The sequence below is a fragment of the Erwinia artemisiae genome (genome assembly GCF_051400835.1).
Classification (GTDB): domain Bacteria; phylum Pseudomonadota; class Gammaproteobacteria; order Enterobacterales; family Enterobacteriaceae; genus Erwinia; species Erwinia aeris.
In genome coordinates, this window is record NZ_JBLFFM010000010.1 from 85185 (window position 1) to 100855 (window position 15671).

At 56.3% G+C, this 15671-nt stretch carries 13 protein-coding genes and 1 pseudogene; 5 read left to right on the top strand and 9 right to left on the bottom strand.

Going from position 1 to position 15671, the window contains the following annotated elements; genetic code table 11:
• Positions 1 to 24: 24 nt before the first annotated feature.
• Together ACMGEE_RS18630 and ACMGEE_RS18635 are read right to left on the bottom strand one after the other, a co-directional pair.
• Complete coding sequence (locus tag ACMGEE_RS18630) at positions 25 to 993, bottom strand: TerC family protein (RefSeq protein ID WP_253455751.1); 969 nt, start codon at positions 991 to 993, stop codon at positions 25 to 27.
• A gap of 244 nt (positions 994 to 1237) precedes the next feature.
• Positions 1238 to 2227: a Gfo/Idh/MocA family protein gene (locus ACMGEE_RS18635; RefSeq protein ID WP_301252945.1), complete on the bottom strand. Its 990-nt coding sequence runs from the start codon at positions 2225 to 2227 to the stop codon at positions 1238 to 1240.
• A 166-nt stretch (positions 2228 to 2393) separates the two neighbouring features.
• On the opposite strand from ACMGEE_RS18635, the gene ACMGEE_RS18640 reads away from it, so the two are divergent.
• Entirely contained in the window at positions 2394 to 4085 is a 1692-nt protein-coding gene (locus ACMGEE_RS18640) for a chloride channel protein (RefSeq protein WP_301252947.1), read from the top strand.
• 45 nt (positions 4086 to 4130) lie between these two features.
• Here the strand turns inward: ACMGEE_RS18640 and ACMGEE_RS18645 are convergent, their stop codons facing one another.
• Positions 4131 to 4631, bottom strand: coding sequence for a M48 metallopeptidase family protein (locus ACMGEE_RS18645; RefSeq protein ID WP_253455745.1), 501 nt, complete (start codon positions 4629 to 4631; stop codon positions 4131 to 4133).
• A 146-nt stretch (positions 4632 to 4777) separates the two neighbouring features.
• On the opposite strand from ACMGEE_RS18645, the gene ACMGEE_RS18650 reads away from it, so the two are divergent.
• Positions 4778 to 5293 (top strand): thioredoxin family protein, encoded by a 516-nt coding sequence (locus ACMGEE_RS18650; RefSeq protein WP_301252949.1) that lies wholly within the window; start codon positions 4778 to 4780, stop codon positions 5291 to 5293.
• 195 nt (positions 5294 to 5488) lie between these two features.
• Positions 5489 to 6616, top strand: coding sequence for a 23S rRNA (guanine(1835)-N(2))-methyltransferase RlmG (gene rlmG, locus ACMGEE_RS18655; protein WP_301252951.1), 1128 nt, complete (start codon positions 5489 to 5491; stop codon positions 6614 to 6616).
• Here the strand turns inward: rlmG and ACMGEE_RS18660 are convergent.
• The 3 genes from ACMGEE_RS18660 to ACMGEE_RS18670 all read right to left on the bottom strand — a co-directional run bounded on the left by ACMGEE_RS18660 (position 6613) and on the right by ACMGEE_RS18670 (position 9815).
• Entirely contained in the window at positions 6613 to 7326 is a 714-nt protein-coding gene (locus tag ACMGEE_RS18660) for a purine nucleoside phosphorylase YfiH/LACC1 family protein (RefSeq protein WP_436830460.1), read from the bottom strand. The genes rlmG and ACMGEE_RS18660 overlap by 4 nt on opposite strands.
• 111 nt (positions 7327 to 7437) lie before the next feature.
• Positions 7438 to 9441: a 2,4-dienoyl-CoA reductase FMN-binding domain-containing protein gene (locus ACMGEE_RS18665; protein ID WP_436830461.1), complete on the bottom strand. Its 2004-nt coding sequence runs from the start codon at positions 9439 to 9441 to the stop codon at positions 7438 to 7440.
• A gap of 11 nt (positions 9442 to 9452) precedes the next feature.
• The gene (locus ACMGEE_RS18670) at positions 9453 to 9815 is read right to left on the bottom strand and encodes a hypothetical protein (RefSeq protein WP_436830462.1); all 363 of its coding nucleotides are present in this window, start codon (positions 9813 to 9815) and stop codon (positions 9453 to 9455) included.
• 387 nt (positions 9816 to 10202) lie between these two features.
• Between ACMGEE_RS18670 and ACMGEE_RS18675 the strand changes: the two genes are divergently transcribed.
• Together ACMGEE_RS18675 and ACMGEE_RS18680 are read left to right on the top strand one after the other, a co-directional pair.
• Positions 10203 to 10358: a Hok/Gef family protein gene (locus ACMGEE_RS18675; protein WP_253455735.1), complete on the top strand. Its 156-nt coding sequence runs from the start codon at positions 10203 to 10205 to the stop codon at positions 10356 to 10358.
• A 639-nt stretch (positions 10359 to 10997) separates the two neighbouring features.
• Entirely contained in the window at positions 10998 to 12107 is a 1110-nt protein-coding gene (locus tag ACMGEE_RS18680; RefSeq protein WP_253455732.1) for an AI-2E family transporter, read from the top strand.
• 26 nt (positions 12108 to 12133) lie between these two features.
• Here the strand turns inward: ACMGEE_RS18680 and ACMGEE_RS18685 are convergent, their stop codons facing one another.
• The 3 genes and pseudogenes from ACMGEE_RS18685 to ACMGEE_RS18695 all read right to left on the bottom strand — a co-directional run bounded on the left by ACMGEE_RS18685 (position 12134) and on the right by ACMGEE_RS18695 (position 15584).
• Positions 12134 to 13339, bottom strand: a complete 1206-nt coding sequence (locus ACMGEE_RS18685) for an FAD-dependent oxidoreductase (protein ID WP_301252957.1) — start codon at positions 13337 to 13339, stop codon at positions 12134 to 12136.
• A 618-nt stretch (positions 13340 to 13957) separates the two neighbouring features.
• Positions 13958 to 15169: pseudogene (locus tag ACMGEE_RS18690) on the bottom strand (FAD-dependent oxidoreductase).
• Between the two features lie 49 nt (positions 15170 to 15218).
• Entirely contained in the window at positions 15219 to 15584 is a 366-nt protein-coding gene (locus tag ACMGEE_RS18695) for a hypothetical protein (protein ID WP_253455727.1), read from the bottom strand.
• Positions 15585 to 15671 lie beyond the last annotated feature (87 nt).

The window sequence follows — 15671 nt, forward strand, 5'->3', positions numbered from 1 at the left end:
CTGGCTGTTACGTCAGGGTAAAAGTTATTTCCGCAGCGCTAAACGATCGTTGCGGCGGTTAACCAGAGCGTTAATCAGCAGCGTAATGGCCAGGATACCGCCGACGATGCTCAACGAAACCGCCACCGGAATATGATAGAAATCGACGATCAGCATCTTGATACCGATAAAAATCAGCACGATCGCCAGACCATATTTCAGCATAGAGAAGCGTTCCGCCACGTTAGCCAGCAGGAAGTACATCGCGCGCAGGCCAAGAATAGCGAACAGGTTAGAGGTCAGGACGATAAAGGGATCGGTAGTAACGGCAAAAATAGCCGGAATGCTGTCCACGGCGAAAATAACGTCGCTCAGCTCGACCATAATCAGCACCAGCAGCAGCGGCGTGGCGTAGAGCAGGCCGTTGCGGCGCACAAAGAACTTTTCGCCTTCCAGGTTATCGGTCATGCGCAGATGGCCACGCAGCCAGCGCACCACCGGCTTATCGCCTACCGCGCCTTCATCGCCGCCTGCCATCGCCATTTTGACGCCGGTAAACAGCAGAAACGCGCCGAACAGGTAGAGGATCCAGCTGAATTCCGACACCAGCCAGCTGCCGGCGAAAATCATGATGGTACGCAGCACGATGGCGCCCAGCACGCCGTAAATCAGCACGCGTCGCTGAAGCGCAGCAGGAACGGAGAAGTAGCTGAACAGCATCAGCCAGACGAAAACGTTATCGACGGCCAGCGCTTTTTCCAGCACGTAACCGGTCAGAAAGGCGAGGGATTGCGTATGGGCGATCTGCGGCCCGACGGTTTCTTTCAGATACCACCACAGCCCGGCGGCGAACAGCAGCGAGAGGCTAATCCAGACCAGCGACCAGAAGGCGGCCTGCTTCATCGACATGGTTTGCGCGCCGCGCCGCCCCTGCATCAGCAGATCGATGGCCAGCATAATCACCACCACGACAGCAAAGCTGCCCCAAAGTAACGGCGTGCCTACAGTATTCATAGTTTTTTCCTTTCAAAAATAAAATGGCCAACATCGGAAGACGTCAGCCACACTATTTTTGCTGTGAGCAAACCTCGCCTTCCGGCAAGGTCTCACTTACAGTCAGCTTGCTGACTGCCCGGCAACCGGGCGCTTACGCACCGTAATGACGATTGACCGACGAAGAAGTTACTCCCCTTTACAGCAGTGAAGATAGTGGCCGCGAGCACATTGGTCAATCTTACGCAGAAATATTTAGCAATATTTACACGACGGCCAGCGCATCGGCAGGAAAAACCACGCCGGTCTGGCGACGGATCTCCGTCAGCAGCGCCGCTGTGATGCGCGTCACGGTCAGGCCCGGATGGTCTACAGCGTGTTCTTCCACCAGCCGGACAAAGGTTTCCGCTTCGTACAGTAACGTGTTGATGTGCTGAGGCTGGCTAAGATCCTGCGGCTTCGCGCCGCGCGGTATGAAATGGATCTGCTGGCAGTCGGCCAGCTGCCCGATAACCAACGATCCCGCTTCGCCCTGGATTTCGCCGGGCAGATCGGACTGGCTGACTTTGGAGTGCAGCAGCGTCACGTCGAAACCGTCGTAGCTCATAACCACCGTACCGTGGGCGTCGACGCCGCTCTCCAGCAGCGAAGCCGTGGCGACCACGCGCGCCGGCTCGCCCCACAGGCTGACCGCCGCTGCCAGGCAGTAGTAGCCGATATCCATTATCGAGCCGTTTGACCAGGCCGGATTAAACGTATTCGGGTTCTCTCCCTCCAGATAGCGCTGATAGCGTGATGAATACTGGCAGTAGCTAAACAGCGCCTTGCGCAGCTTGCCGACCTTCGGCAGCGCCTGGCGCAAAATGTGAAAGTTCGGCAGGCTGGCCGTTTTAAACGCTTCGAACAGCACCACCTGATTAGCGCGCGCGCAGGCGATCATCGCTTCCGCTTCGCGAAGGTTAGAGGCGAGCGGCTTCTCACAAATCACGTGCTTCTTGTGCTGTAAAAACAGCAGCGCCTGCTGACAGTGCAGCGCGTTGGGGCTGGCGATATAAACGGCGTCTACCGCCTCCGACTGCGCCAGCCGATCGAGAGAGGTAAAAAAATGCTCAACGGGATAGTCGCGGCTGAAGGCCTGAGCCTGCTCCAGCGTGCGTGAATAAATGGCGGTAAGCTTCATTTTCCCGGTTTCGTGCGCGGCGTCGACAAACTGACGCGTAATCCAGTTGGTTCCAATAACAGCGAAGCGGATCATAATTTTTCCCGAACGGTTGATTCATTGAGCCGGGCGCCGTGCGCGCCGTAACCTTATCTACCAGCGTAGCAGGCAAAAAAGCGCGGCGGGCGCGCTGACTATTTGATTTTTAACGCTGCCTCTCTCACGATAAGAGCAGGTTAACGGCGGCGAGGTCAAAAAATTCATGTCCACAGGCAGTAAACATGCACTTAACTGGACCAGCCTGCTGGTCGCTATTCCTGTGGGGCTGGCGGCTTCGCTGGTGACGCTGGGCTTCCGCCTGCTGATAGAAGGCATCAATCTGCTGATGTTCGGCAGCCGTCAGGATGTGACCCAGGCCATCGGCGTCTGGCCCTGGTATACGTGGCCGCTAATTGTCGGCGGCGGCGGGGTACTGGCCGGATTTTTTCTGCGCTACGCCACCGCTATTGAACAGAAAGCGACGGTTCGCACCGATTATCTGGAAGTGATCAACGCCAGGCTGGACGCGGTGCCGACCAAAACCTCGCTGTTTCGCGCGCTCTCTTCCATCGCCAGCATCAGCAGCGGCGCGTCCATTGGTAAAGAAGGGCCGATGGTGCAGCTTTCGGCGCTGGTGGGCAGCCTGATGGGACGCTTCTGCTTCAAAAATCTGCCGCTGAAGAACACGGACGTCGTGGCGATGGCCGCGGCAGCCGGGCTCTCTTCCGTTTATCATGCACCGCTTGCCTCGGCTATCTTTGTGGCGGAAATCGCGTTCGGCATTTCCGCCTTACAGCGGCTGATCCCGCTGATTATCTCGGCTGGCGTGGCCGTGCTGACCATGTCCGCGCTGGGCTATCGTTCCGCCATCTACCCTTTTGCCCACGCGCAGTTTGCGCTGACGCCGGAAAACATGCTGCTGACGGTGCTGATTGGCCTGCTGGCGGGCCTGGCCGGCTGGACGCTGATTTGGCTGATCGCGCAGAGCCGTAAGCGCTTTAGCCGCGTTAAAAGCCTGCCGCTGCGGCTGGGGCTGGGCGGCGTAATGGTGGGCGTGCTGGCTATCGGCAGCACTAAGGTGCTCGGCAACGGCTATGAGGTGATTGTGGAGATCATGGCCGGCAGCTTTATGCTAAAAGGGCTGATTGCGCTGCTGCTGTTAAAGATGCTGGCCACGGCTATTTCGGTTGGCTCCAACGCTGTCGGCGGGCTGTTTACGCCATCGCTGCTGACCGGCGCGCTGTTGGGCGTGGTGGTTGCCAGCCTGGCCGCGCTGGCCGGGCTGCCGGTGGATAACGTCGTCATTTTCGCCGCTGTGGGCATGGGCGCGGTGCTGGCCTCGGTCAGCCAGGCGCCGCTGATGGCGATGCTGATGGTGCTGGAAATGACGCTAAACAGCAGCCTGCTGTTTCCAACCATGATCGCCTGCGTGCTGGCTTTTATGGTGGTGTACCGTCTGCAATCCAGCAGCACCTATCCGGTTATTCAGCGCCATTTCAGCCGTTCGGACGCCAAGTTCGATTTTGACAACGGCATTATCTCGCAGTTTATCGTTTCCGGCGCGGCGCTACAGCCGCAGGATCCCGTCGGCAAGGCGCTGGCGGTGAGCTCGCTGAAGCGCGAACGTTTCGTCTATGTGATTAACGAAACCGGTCAGTTTATGGGCGCGGTGTCGATCCACGATATTTCGCGCAAGGTGCTGGATAAGGAGATTACGCTGAACTCGCCGATAAGCTGCGTAACGGACGAGAATTTCCCTTATATTTTTGAGAATCAAACCATTACGGAAGGTTGGGAAGCCTTCGCCAGGGTGACGCTGGAGCGTCTGCCGGTGCTGAATAATCCTGTCGAGCGCAAGTTTCTGGGCGCGCTTACCAAAACCAGCCTGATCCAGAAAGCAAAGGACTTTTTATAATGCGACAGCAGGTCGCGGCGAGCACGGAGGCACGTCGCGGCGGCGCTAGCTTTCTCTGCCGCGCAGCGCCTGTTCGGTCAGCCACAGGCGCGTATCAAATTCCAGCTGGTGATACTGCGGCTCCATATGGCAGCAAAGCTGATAAAACGCCTTGTTATGATCTTTCTCTTTAATGTGCGCCAGCTCGTGTACCACGATCATGCGTAAAAATGCCTCCGGCGCCTGTTTAAAAATGGTCGCCACGCGGATTTCCGCCTTCGCCTTCAGCTTGCCGCCCTGCACGCGGGAGATGGCGGTGTGCAGCCCCAGCGCGTGTTTCATTACCTTGATTTTGCTGTCGTAAATCACTTTATTCAGCGGCGGCGCGTTACGCAGGGCCTGGTTTTTCAGCGTCAGCGCGTAGTCATATAACGCTTTGTCGCTGGTGATGGCGTGCGTGTCGGGATAGCGTTTTTGCAGTACTTCGCCCAGCCGCTGCTGATCGATTAGCTGCTGCACCTGAGTCAGCAATGACTCCGGATAACCTTGTAAATAGAGTAAAGACACAGGCGCTCCCACATAAATAATGGTCGAAAGCCGGATTTTATCATGCGGACGCCGCGCCGGGGGATCTTTGCGTCGACGGCGCGTGACGTTGCAAGCCTTAAGACCTTTTCGCATACTGTCGGTTTAGTGAATGATTCGGAGTCATCATGATTGATTACAGAGAGCTGTTCAGCGCGGGCGCGGGCTTTGAGGCTTTTGCCAAAACCGGCCTGGCTGGCGAAATTGCCGCCGTCAAAGAGGCGCGCGCGAAGCTGAACTCGGAAGAGTATGTTTCCAGCGAGCTGAAGGAGCAGGTAAAACAGGTGCGCGGCGCTTATTATCTGCTGACCGCAGCGGAATTGTGGTGTCCGGACTGCCAGCGCAACGTGACCGCGATGCAGTTTATCAGCGAGCTACAGCCGACCATCTCCCAGGCGATTATCAGCAAAAGCCGGGCGGAACGTACGCTGCTGCCCGCGCTGGCGCTGGATAAGGTGCGGATCCCTTTTACCGTGGTGCTGGATGAGAAGTTTGAGCCGATCGGCACTTTTGTGGAAAGACCGGAAAAAGCGATCCACGGCGGTGAAGCCGAGCTACAGGCCTATCGGGAAGGTCGGCTGTTAAACGCAACCATTGAGGACATTCTCGCTATTATTCATCAGCATCAGGCAACCCGCAGCTGACGGCAGCCGCAGGCAGCGCGGATCCGTCAGGAAAAAATCAGCAATTTCAGGCGATAACAAAGTCAGCGCGGCACGGCGGCGACAAAAGAAGAAAAGGTGACAGCGGTCGCAACTCTCGCCTGAACAAGAAAAACATTTACTGTCGGCGCATTTTAGGGGATAACTCGCGGGAATTTTTATCCAGCCGGAGATCCCATGAGCCAATTCGAACTGAGCCACCGCACGCTGACGCTGCACCGTTTTCCCCAGATGCGTGAAGAAAGCCCGTTACAGGCGTGGGACGCCGCCGATGAATATTTGCTGCAACAGGTTGCGGACAAGCCTGCCAACGGCACGACGCTGATCTTTAACGACACCTTTGGCGCGCTGGCCTGTGCGCTGGTGGGCGAAGAACTTTTTAGCATCAGCGACTCGTGGATCAGCCAGCAGGCGACGCGGCAGAACCTGCTGGAAAACGGCATGGACGAAGGCGACGTGCATTTCCTGGACAGCCTGGCCGCGCTGCCCGCCAGCCCGGGCCGCGTGCTGATAAAAATCCCTAAATCCCTTGCGCTGCTGGAGCAACAGCTGCGCGCGCTGCGCCATGTGGTAACGCCGGAAACGCAGGTTATCGCGGCGGGTAAAGCAAAAGATATTCATACCTCGACGCTACAGCTGTTCGAGCGCGTGCTGGGGAAAACCACCACGTCGCTGGCGGTAAAAAAAGCGCGGCTGATCTACTGTACGCCAGCGCTGCCGGAACTGGCCGCAGGCGCGGAAACCTACAGCTGGCCGCTGGACGGCACGCCTTACCACATTCATAACCACGCCAACGTGTTTGCCCGCAGCGGGCTGGACGTCGGCGCGCGTTTCTTTATGGCGCATCTGCCGGATAATATCGACGGTGAAATTGTCGATCTGGGCTGCGGCAACGGCGTAATCGGCCTGATGGCGCTGGAGCAGAACCCCACGGCGGAAGTGCATTTCGTTGATGAATCCTGGATGGCGGTCGCCAGCAGCCGGATGAACGTGGAGGTTAACCGCCCGCAGGACATGGCGCGCAGCCACTTTGCGGTCAATAACTCGCTGGCCGGTTTTCCTTCCGATCGCCTGCATGCGGTGCTTTGCAATCCGCCTTTCCATCAGCAGAACACGCTGACCGATCATATTGCCTGGCAGATGTTCCGCGATGCGCGCCGCTGTCTGCAATACGGCGGCGAGCTGCGCATCGTCGGCAACCGTCATCTCGACTACTATCGCAAAATGAAGAAGCTGTTCGGCAACTGCACCACCGTCGCCTCTAACCAAAAGTTTGTGATCCTGCGTTCGGTAAAACTGCGTTAACGCCGCCTGATCCAGGCATATCGCTGCTGATAGCCATGCTGAAAATGGCCGTTGCGGCGATAGCTCGCCTGTTCTTCCGCCATACAATAGGTGCAGATGCCGCTCAGCTCGATTTGCGCTTCCGGCACGCCTGCGCGCATCGCCATGCGTTTCGCCAGCAGCGGCAGATCGAACCAGACGCCCTGCGTGGTGCCGATTGCCTGCGCTCTGACCGCCTGCGGATTGCGATATTGCCGCGTGGAGTACGCCAGCAACGGCTGCAGGTCGTGCGGGTTTTCCTGACGCATAGCCGCGATGCGATCCTCGCCCAGTTCATAACAGCACGGCCCAATCGACGGGCCAACGGCAAGATACAGGCTGTCCGGCGTTGCACCGCGCTCGCAAAGCCGATGGATAGCCTGAATGAGCACGCCTTTTAGCGCGCCGTTCAGCCCGGCATGAACGGCGGCGACCTGCTTCTGCCGCACGTCGGCGATCAGCACCGGCAGGCAGTCGGCGGTATAGACCGCAACGGGGTACAAATCTGTGGCAATCAGGCCGTCGGCCTCGTGGCTTTTCACCGGCAGCGCTTCGCTGCTCAGCAGGACATTAGCCGTGTGGCGCTGACGATTCATGATGCTTTCCGGCGGCGGCGGCTCGCCAGCGGGCTGAAAAGCATGATCGAGCCAGGCAAGAGAAGAGAGCAGGGTGGAATGGTAAGCGTGCGGCATCGGGCGACCTTTTTAACGGATGTCCTGAGTCCTGACAGCTTAACCTGGCGATGTGAACGGCGGATAACTTTTGTTGCCGCCGCCGGGAAAAGCTTCGCCGCGCTGGTGTGGCTAAATCGTTAATGCCAGCCGCGTGCCCTGGGCGATAGCGCGCCGTGCATCCAGCTCTAACGCGCGATCCGCGCCGCCGATAATGTGCACCGGACGGTCGCCCAGCGCTTCCGCCAGACGACGATCGGACTGCTGGCCCGCGCAGATCACCACGTTATCCACCGCCAGCAGAACCGGCTCGCCCTGATGCAGAATATGCAGGCCGTCATCGTCAATTTTCAGATACTGCACGTCGCCCCACATCTTGACCTGACGCATCTGTAGGCTGGCGCGATGGATCCAGCCGGTGGTTTTGCCAAGGCTGGCGCCGGGTTTGCCTGGCCTGCGCTGAAGCAGCCAGATTTGGCGCTCGCTCTGCGGAGGCTGCGGTGTCGTCAGGCCGCCAGGCTGTTGCAGCGTGCGGTCAATGCCCCATTCCTGACAGAAAGCCGTGATGTTCTGACTGGTTGGCTCGCCGTGCTGGGTCAGATACTCGGCAATATCAAAACCAATACCGCCCGCGCCGATAATCGCCACGCGCTTGCCCACCGGTTTTTTATCGCGCAGCACCGCCAGATAGCTCAGCACGCTGGGATGGTCGATACCGGGGATTTCCGGCGTGCGCGGCAATACGCCGGTTGCCAGCACCACCTGGTCATATCCGGCCAGATCTTCTGCCGTGACGGCATGATTAAGCCGCAGCGTAACGTTATTCAGCATCAGCTGGCGCGTGTAATAGCGTAGCGTCTCGCTGAACTCCTCTTTGCCCGGAATTTGCCTGGCAAGCGTAAACTGACCACCGATAACGGCTGCCCGATCGAACAGCGTGACGCGATGTCCTCGTGCGGCAGCATTTACCGCAAAAGCCAGTCCGGCCGGCCCGGCACCGACTACGGCCAGGTTTTGCGGCTTTGCCGCGGGCGCGATCGCCATTTCGGTTTCGTGGCAGGCACGCGGATTAACGAGGCAGGAGGTCAGCTTGCCTGCAAATATCTGATCCAGGCACGCCTGGTTGCAGCCGATGCAGGTATTGATTTCATCGCTGCGGCCTTCCTGCGCCTTACGTACAAAGGCCGCATCGGCCAGGAAAGGACGCGCCATCGACACCATATCGGCGTAGCCTTCATCCAGCAAAGCCTGCGCCACGTCCGGATGATTGATGCGGTTAGTGGTAATCAGCGGCACGGTCAGATGCTGCTTCAGCTGCTTTGTCACCCAGCCGAAAGCGCCGCGCGGAACGGAGGTGGCAATAGTGGGAATGCGCGCCTCGTGCCAGCCGATGCCGGTATTGATCAGCGACGCGCCCGCTTTTTCTACGGCTTGTGCCAGCCGCACCGTCTGCGGTAGCGTGTTGCCCTGTTCCACCAGGTCGAGCATCGACAGGCGATAGATAATGATAAACGCCTCGCCGACCGCCTGACGAACCGCCCGCACGATTTCCAGCGCGAACCGCATGCGCCGCTGCTCGTCGCCGCCCCATTCGTCGTCGCGCTGATTGGTTCTGGCAGCCAGAAATTGGTTAATCAGGTAGCCTTCTGAACCCATGATTTCCACGCCGTCGTAGCCTGCCTGTTTCGCCAGTGCGGCACAGCGCGCAAAATCAGCGATAAGCGTCAGGATGCTCTCATGACTCAGCACGGCTGGCTTAAAGGGATTGATGGGCGCCTGTAATGCGGACGGCGCAACCAGGCCTGGCTGATAGCTGTAACGACCAGCATGTAAAATCTGCAGCGCAATCTTGCCGCCGGCCTGATGCACGGCTTCGGTGACTACGCGGTGGTGCGCAAGCTGGTCAGGATGGTTGAGGACGGAAGCGCCAGCCGTGACCACGCCTTCCGCCGAGGGAGAAATCCCGCCGGTAACAATCAGCGCCACGCCTGCGGCCGCGCGTTCCGCATAAAAAGCGGCCAGGCGGCGCGGGCCGTCGGGATGCTCCTCCAGCCCGGTATGCATCGATCCCATCAGCACACGGTTTTTTAACTGGGTGAACCCTAAATCCAAAGGCGAAAAAAGTGAGCGGCTCATAGTTGCGATCGTCAAAGTGGTCGGATGAGTTCCACTGTAGCGGCGGCGCCCTGTTTCCGAAAGCGGTGCAGATAAAATTGTGATGTATGCCCGGCTAATTGGATAAAACGGGAGTGGGTGGACCTGGTGTAGTCGTTGGAATGGGTGGCGTTGCTGGAATTGGTGTAGTCGTGGGACTTGGTGGACTTGGTGGACTTGGTGGACTTGGTGGACTTGGTGGACTTGGTGGACTTGGTGGACTTGATAGATTTGGTATGGTCGCTGGACTTGGTGGAGTCGTTGGAATTGATGGCTTTGGTGCGGTCGTTAGAGTTAACGGAATCGGTAGATTCGGTAGATTCGGTGGAGGCTGAACTCAGCCGTTTCGCCATCATCGCTGAAGCTTTTAACCTTCAGGTACTTTCATCCTTCTTTTCGTACCAAGTGCATATTATTAAAAACTAAAATTTTACATTTTATAGCGGACCTTTTTATAACGTTCGGATCGCTGTTATTTGATTGACCCCACAGCTGAGTGTTGGCTCCCCGGACGCCGTTGCAGGAATTGCCGAGCCGTCACGCAACTCTGCGTTTTGCCGGTGGGATAACAAGGGAAAAGGGGTAAACTGCGCGGCGGGTGCTCTGGATCTTTCGGTCCCGGGCATGGCAAGGGACAGAAAGAGAAAGGCCCCACCCGATATTATCAAAGTGAGGCCAACCCTTATGTCCAACAACATAAAGGTAGCCTTTTACCCGCTGAAAAGCAACGGAGAAGGAAGCCAATGAAGGCAGCAAAGTTACTCTTTTTGAGCCTGCTCATCTTCTGTGTAACGGTACTGATATTTACATGGATAACGCGCGGCTCGCTGTGTGAACTGCATATCAGACAGGGAGGAACGGAGGTTGTCGCCAGCCTGGCTTACGAATCCGGAAGGTAAGGCGACCCGGCGGCGGGCGTAGTCCCGCCGCCTGTTGCGGCATGATCCACGAGCACCCTTCTTTTTGTACGTTACTCTTTTTCTTAGGGCCATAAATATTGATAAATGGACTTGCGGATTATATTTGTGGCGGCTCTGTTTTAACGGTCAGTACGGTATTTTTTGATCGACCCCACGATCGGGAATGCGATCCGTTGACGCCGTTGCAGGAATTGCCGAGCTGTCACGCAACTCTGCGCTTTGCCGGTGGGATAACAAAGGGAAAGGGGTAAACTGCGCGGCGGATGCTCTGGATCTTTCGGTCCCGGGCATAGCAAAGGACAGAAAGAGAAAGGCCCCACCCGATATTATCAAAGTGAGGCCAACCCTTATGTCAGACAACATGAAGGTAGCCTTTTACCCGCTGAAAAGCAACGGAGAAGGAAGTCAGGGAGAGGGATGTGTGTCAGGTCGCCTGATTGCCATCGCATCTTGTTATGCCGCTGCTGCAAAGAGAGTTTTTTTACGGCACTAAAGCCATATTCAGAAAAAAGCGTGGATAAAAGGGCCGGGCGTACGGCCTCATCTTTGGGCTGGTATTGCAAAACCAGCACAGCCCTCTATGCTGCGTTAGCAAATTCTTGCTTCAGAGAGCATAAAATGAGATTTCCCGGCCTGACCAAAGGATTTTTTCTCTTAATCCTGCTTATCGTGACCGTCGCTTTTTTCGAGGTGCTGCAACCTTATTATTCCGCTGTGTTGTGGGCAGCGATCCTGGCGGTCATTTTCCATCCGATGAAAAACAAAATCCGCCAGTGGATGGGAGAAAGAAACGGCGCCGCCTCCCTGGTGACCGTGGCGATTATCTGTCTGATCGTTATTACGCCGCTGGCGCTGATCCTCTCGTCGCTGGCGGTTGAGTTCAACATCGTTTACAGCAAAATTCAGGCTAACAGCACGCCGCTACCGACAATGATGACGAATACGGTGCACCATCTTCCGCAATGGGCGCAAAATTACCTGGCCGATCATCAGCTGAATACCGTGGGCGGCATTCAGCAGAAGCTTTCTCAGGTTGCGTTGCGGGGCAGCCAGTATCTGGCCGGCAGCGTGTTCCTGATCGGGAAAAGCAGCCTGAGCTTTGCGTTAGGCTTCGGTATCATGCTTTACCTGCTGTTCTTCCTGCTGAAAGACGGCTCCTGGCTGGTCAACATTATTCTGAAATCGCTGCCGCTTTCACGCTATGCAAAACACCATCTGCTGGCGAAGTTCGCTGCGGTGGCCCGCGCTACGGTAAAAGGCACGGTCGTGGTAGCGGTGGTGCAGGGCGCGCTTGGCGGCTTTGCCTTCTACGTGACCGGCATTGATGCCAGCCTGCTGTGGGGCGCGCTGATTGCTTTCCTGTCGCTGGTGCCGGCCGTAGGTTCGGCTATTGTCTGGGTGCCCGCCGCCATCTTCTTTTTCTCTACCGGATTAATTTGGAAAGGCATTTTCCTGGTCGCTTTCTTTGTGGTGATTGTAGGCCTGGTGGATAACTTCCTGCGGCCGTTGCTGGTAGGCAAAGACACTAAGATGCCGGATTATCTGATCCTCATTTCTACGTTAGGCGGAATGGAAATCTACGGCATCAACGGTTTTGTCATTGGCCCGCTGATTGCCGCAATGTTTATTGCCTGCTGGAACCTGCTTTCCGGACGCGATCACGAAGGCAACAGCGAAGAGCTGGACCCAGAGTTTATTGAGGAAGGCAAAACACCGCCGGCCAGCTGATTAAATGCGGCCCTGCGGGGCCGCTTTCATTTCTGCGCTTCTTCAGGCAGCTCACGATAAAATCCCATCCCTATCAGCCTGCCGAATAAAAATGGCAGGAAAGGGCGACGACGCAGCCAAAGCTCCATACGACCGGGCGGCTTGCGTCGAGGCTTTTTCCCCGCTTTGCTAATCATAATTTGCAGCGACTGCGTAGCCCAGGTAGCGAAAGCGCGCCGCCGCTGGACTTTCTCCAGATCTTTCAACGTCAGCGAACCCTTTCTCAAAGGCCCTGACAGAAGATTAGCGGTCGCTACGGCATCCTGGATCGCCAGGTTGACCCCCACGCCGCCGATGGGTGACATGGCGTGCGCGGCATCCCCAATACACAGCAGGCCAGGTTTGGCCCACTGCTGCAAACGGTCGATGCGGATCTCCAGCAGCTTAACCCGATCCCAGTCGGCAATTTCCAGCTGGAGTCGCTCAAGGGAAAAAGGCGAAGCGCTGGCAACCTGCTGCAGAAAAGCGGAAAGTCCGGTTTCCTGCAAAGCAGTAAAGCTGCCCTGGGTAATCGAATAGCCGCACTGCCAGTAGTCGCCGCGATCGATCATTATAAAATGGTTCTTAGGCCCACGATGGCCTGGCGACCATTCAGGATCGTCGGCCTGTTTAGCGACTTTCATCCACAGAACATCGCGTGGCGAGCCGAAACGCTGTACTTCCAGACCGGCGAGCTCTCGAATGACGGAGCGGCGGCCATCGCAGCCAATAACAAGATTGCTGCGGAATTCGCGCGCTTCGCCTTCCACTGTCGCCTTAACGCCTTTGATCTGGCCCTGCTCTTCAATTAATGCGTCAACCTTTGCGTTCTGGATTAGCTGAAAACCGGGCAGCTGTAAGGCTTTAGCGTGCAGGAAGTTCAGAAAATCCCACTGCGGCATAAAAGCGATATATTTACAGCGGGTAGGCAGACGAGTGAAATCCGCCATCGTCGCGGGCTGACCATCGATTTCGCCGTAAAGCCTCTCTGCTTTTTGGTGTGGCAGCGCCAGAAATTCATCCAGAAAACCCAATCGCCAGATAATTTCCAGCGTAGAGGGATGGATAGTGTCGCCACGAAAATCCCGTAAAAAATCCCCGTGTTTTTCCAGTATCGTCACAGGAATGCCGTTGCGCGCCAGCAGATAACCCAGCATCAGCCCGGCCGGGCCTGCGCCGACGATGCAGCAGGAAGAAGGGGTAGAGGTGTTCATTCAGGACCGTCCGGCTAACTCAATAAATGATAATTGTTATCATTGGTCAGGAAGAAGATCAAACTACATCGGGCCGGACAGCACTAATGTTTCATATTGGTGCTGGCAAAGCTGCGCTGCGGCAAGCCGATACAGGCAACCGGTTTAGCATAGTCCGGCAGGTTTTAGCGCTATGAGAAAAGGCGTGTGTTTTTATTATTAACAGGCTAACCCTTACTTCACTTAATTAGAAATAAGAGCAGTTTTGTAGCGTTTCATCAGCGGATGATCAGCATGGCAATTAATTGTTCTGCTTTCTAAGGCTGCAAAGAGGGCCGTAGCGTAATAGCGGCAGCAGCGACCTTCCGGCGCCTGAGCCCGCTTTTTGCTCAGTACGCTAAACGGCCCGAAAGGGCCGTTTAGCGTACTGACAAACCTGGAACAGGGTGAATCTGGCAGCACCCCATAGACTCAAGGTGCAGGGAACACAAGCAGAGGAGGAAAGCGTCCCGCGCCATGGACGGCGTGGGTCGAGCTGTCAGGGACGACGTTTTTTGCGTCTTTCCGATCTGACCGTGTTCCCTGCACAGACTCGATCTTGCCGCTGACCTGACCAGACTTTGTCAACAATCTCGTTTTTTATTGCGGCTCTTTCGGCAGCTCGCGATAAAAGCCGATGCCAATCAGGCGGCCAAACAGGAAAGGCAAAAACTTCCGCTTGCGCAGCCACTTCTCCATGTTACCGGGCGGTTTGCGGCGCGGTTTCTGCCCTGCCTTGCTTATCATGATTTGCAGCGACTGCGTTGCCCATGTGGCGAAAATCCGGCGACGCTGCACCTTTTGCAGATCTTTGAGCGTAAGCGAACCGGCCTTTAATGGTGCAGAGAGCAGATTGGCAGCGGCAACGGCATCCTGAATCGCCAGGTTGACGCCAACGCCGCCAATCGGCGACATCGCATGGGCCGCATCGCCAATGCAGAGCAGTCCCGGCTTTGCTCACTGCTGCAGGCGATCGATACGGATCTCCAGCAGCTTTACCCGATTCCAGTCCGTTACTTCCTGTCGCAGCCGCGCGAGGGTAAAAGGCGATGCCTCCGCCAGCGTTTCCAGAAATGAAGGCAAACCGGCCTGCTGCAGCGCCTCCAGGCTCGCTTTGGGAATGGAGTAGCCGCACTGCCAGTAATCGCCGCGATCGATCATAATAAAATGCTTCTTCGGCCCGCGATGTCCCACGGACTATTCAGGATCGTCGGGCAGTTTGGCAATTTTCAACCACAGCACATCGCACGGCGCCCCAAAATTTTGTACGGCCAGGTCAGCATGTTTACGCACTGCCGAGTTACGGCCGTCGCAGCCAATCACCAGCTCGCTACGAATTTCCTGCTGCTCACCGTCAATGGTGGCTTTAACACCGCACACTTTACCCTGTGCTTCGATCAGCCCATCAACCTGCGCATTATGAATAAGCGTAAAGCCCGGCAGTTCTGCGGCCTTCGCGTTGATAAAGTTCAGGAAATCCCATTGCGGCATAAAGGCGATGTATTTGCATTGGGTAGGAAGACGGGTGAAATCCGCCATGGTGGCTTCCTGACCGTCGATCTCGCCGGAGAGCCTTTCCGCTTTCTGATGTGGCAGCGCCAGAAATTCCTCCAGAAAGCCCAGCCGCCAGATAATTTCCAGCGTAGAGGGATGAATAGTATCGCCGCGAAAATCGCGCAGAAAATCGGCATGCTTTTCCAGCACGGTGACGGGAATGCTGTTGCGGGCCAGCAGATAACCGAGCATCAGCCCGGCAGGGCCCGCGCCTGCGATACAGCAGGATGAGGGGAGTGAGGCGCGGGAAGAGGTCATGGCATTGCGTCCAAAAATAAGTATTACGTGATAATAGTTATCTTGTCGCTTACCAGGAAAGCGATTCCTTGCTGGCTTTGAGATTCTGCTTATACATCATATCCAGCGTCACATAACTGCACATATCAATTGAGCCCTTGCAGTAATCGCTGATGACCTTGTTAAGAATGGTTCGATCTTTCGCCGCGGTGAGATGTTTGAAGGCGTTAAGATTCTGCTTTTCCATCATGCGAAGCGTGGTCGGCTGGCACATATCGATGCTGCCTTCGCAGTAATCCTTCTTAACTTTGGCCTGAATATATTCAATCACTCCTTTTTTTTGCGCTTCTGAACCGTCGAAATCCATTGGATGAACAAAAGCGGCATTAGCCGCGCAGGCGGCAAAAAATAACGCGAATCCCAGAAATTTTTTCATGCTGAAAAACCTTAAAAAAAACGAACAGTTAAGATTAATCTTATTTTTACGAGATGTGAAGCCCTCTAAGTGAAGGATCGATAAGCT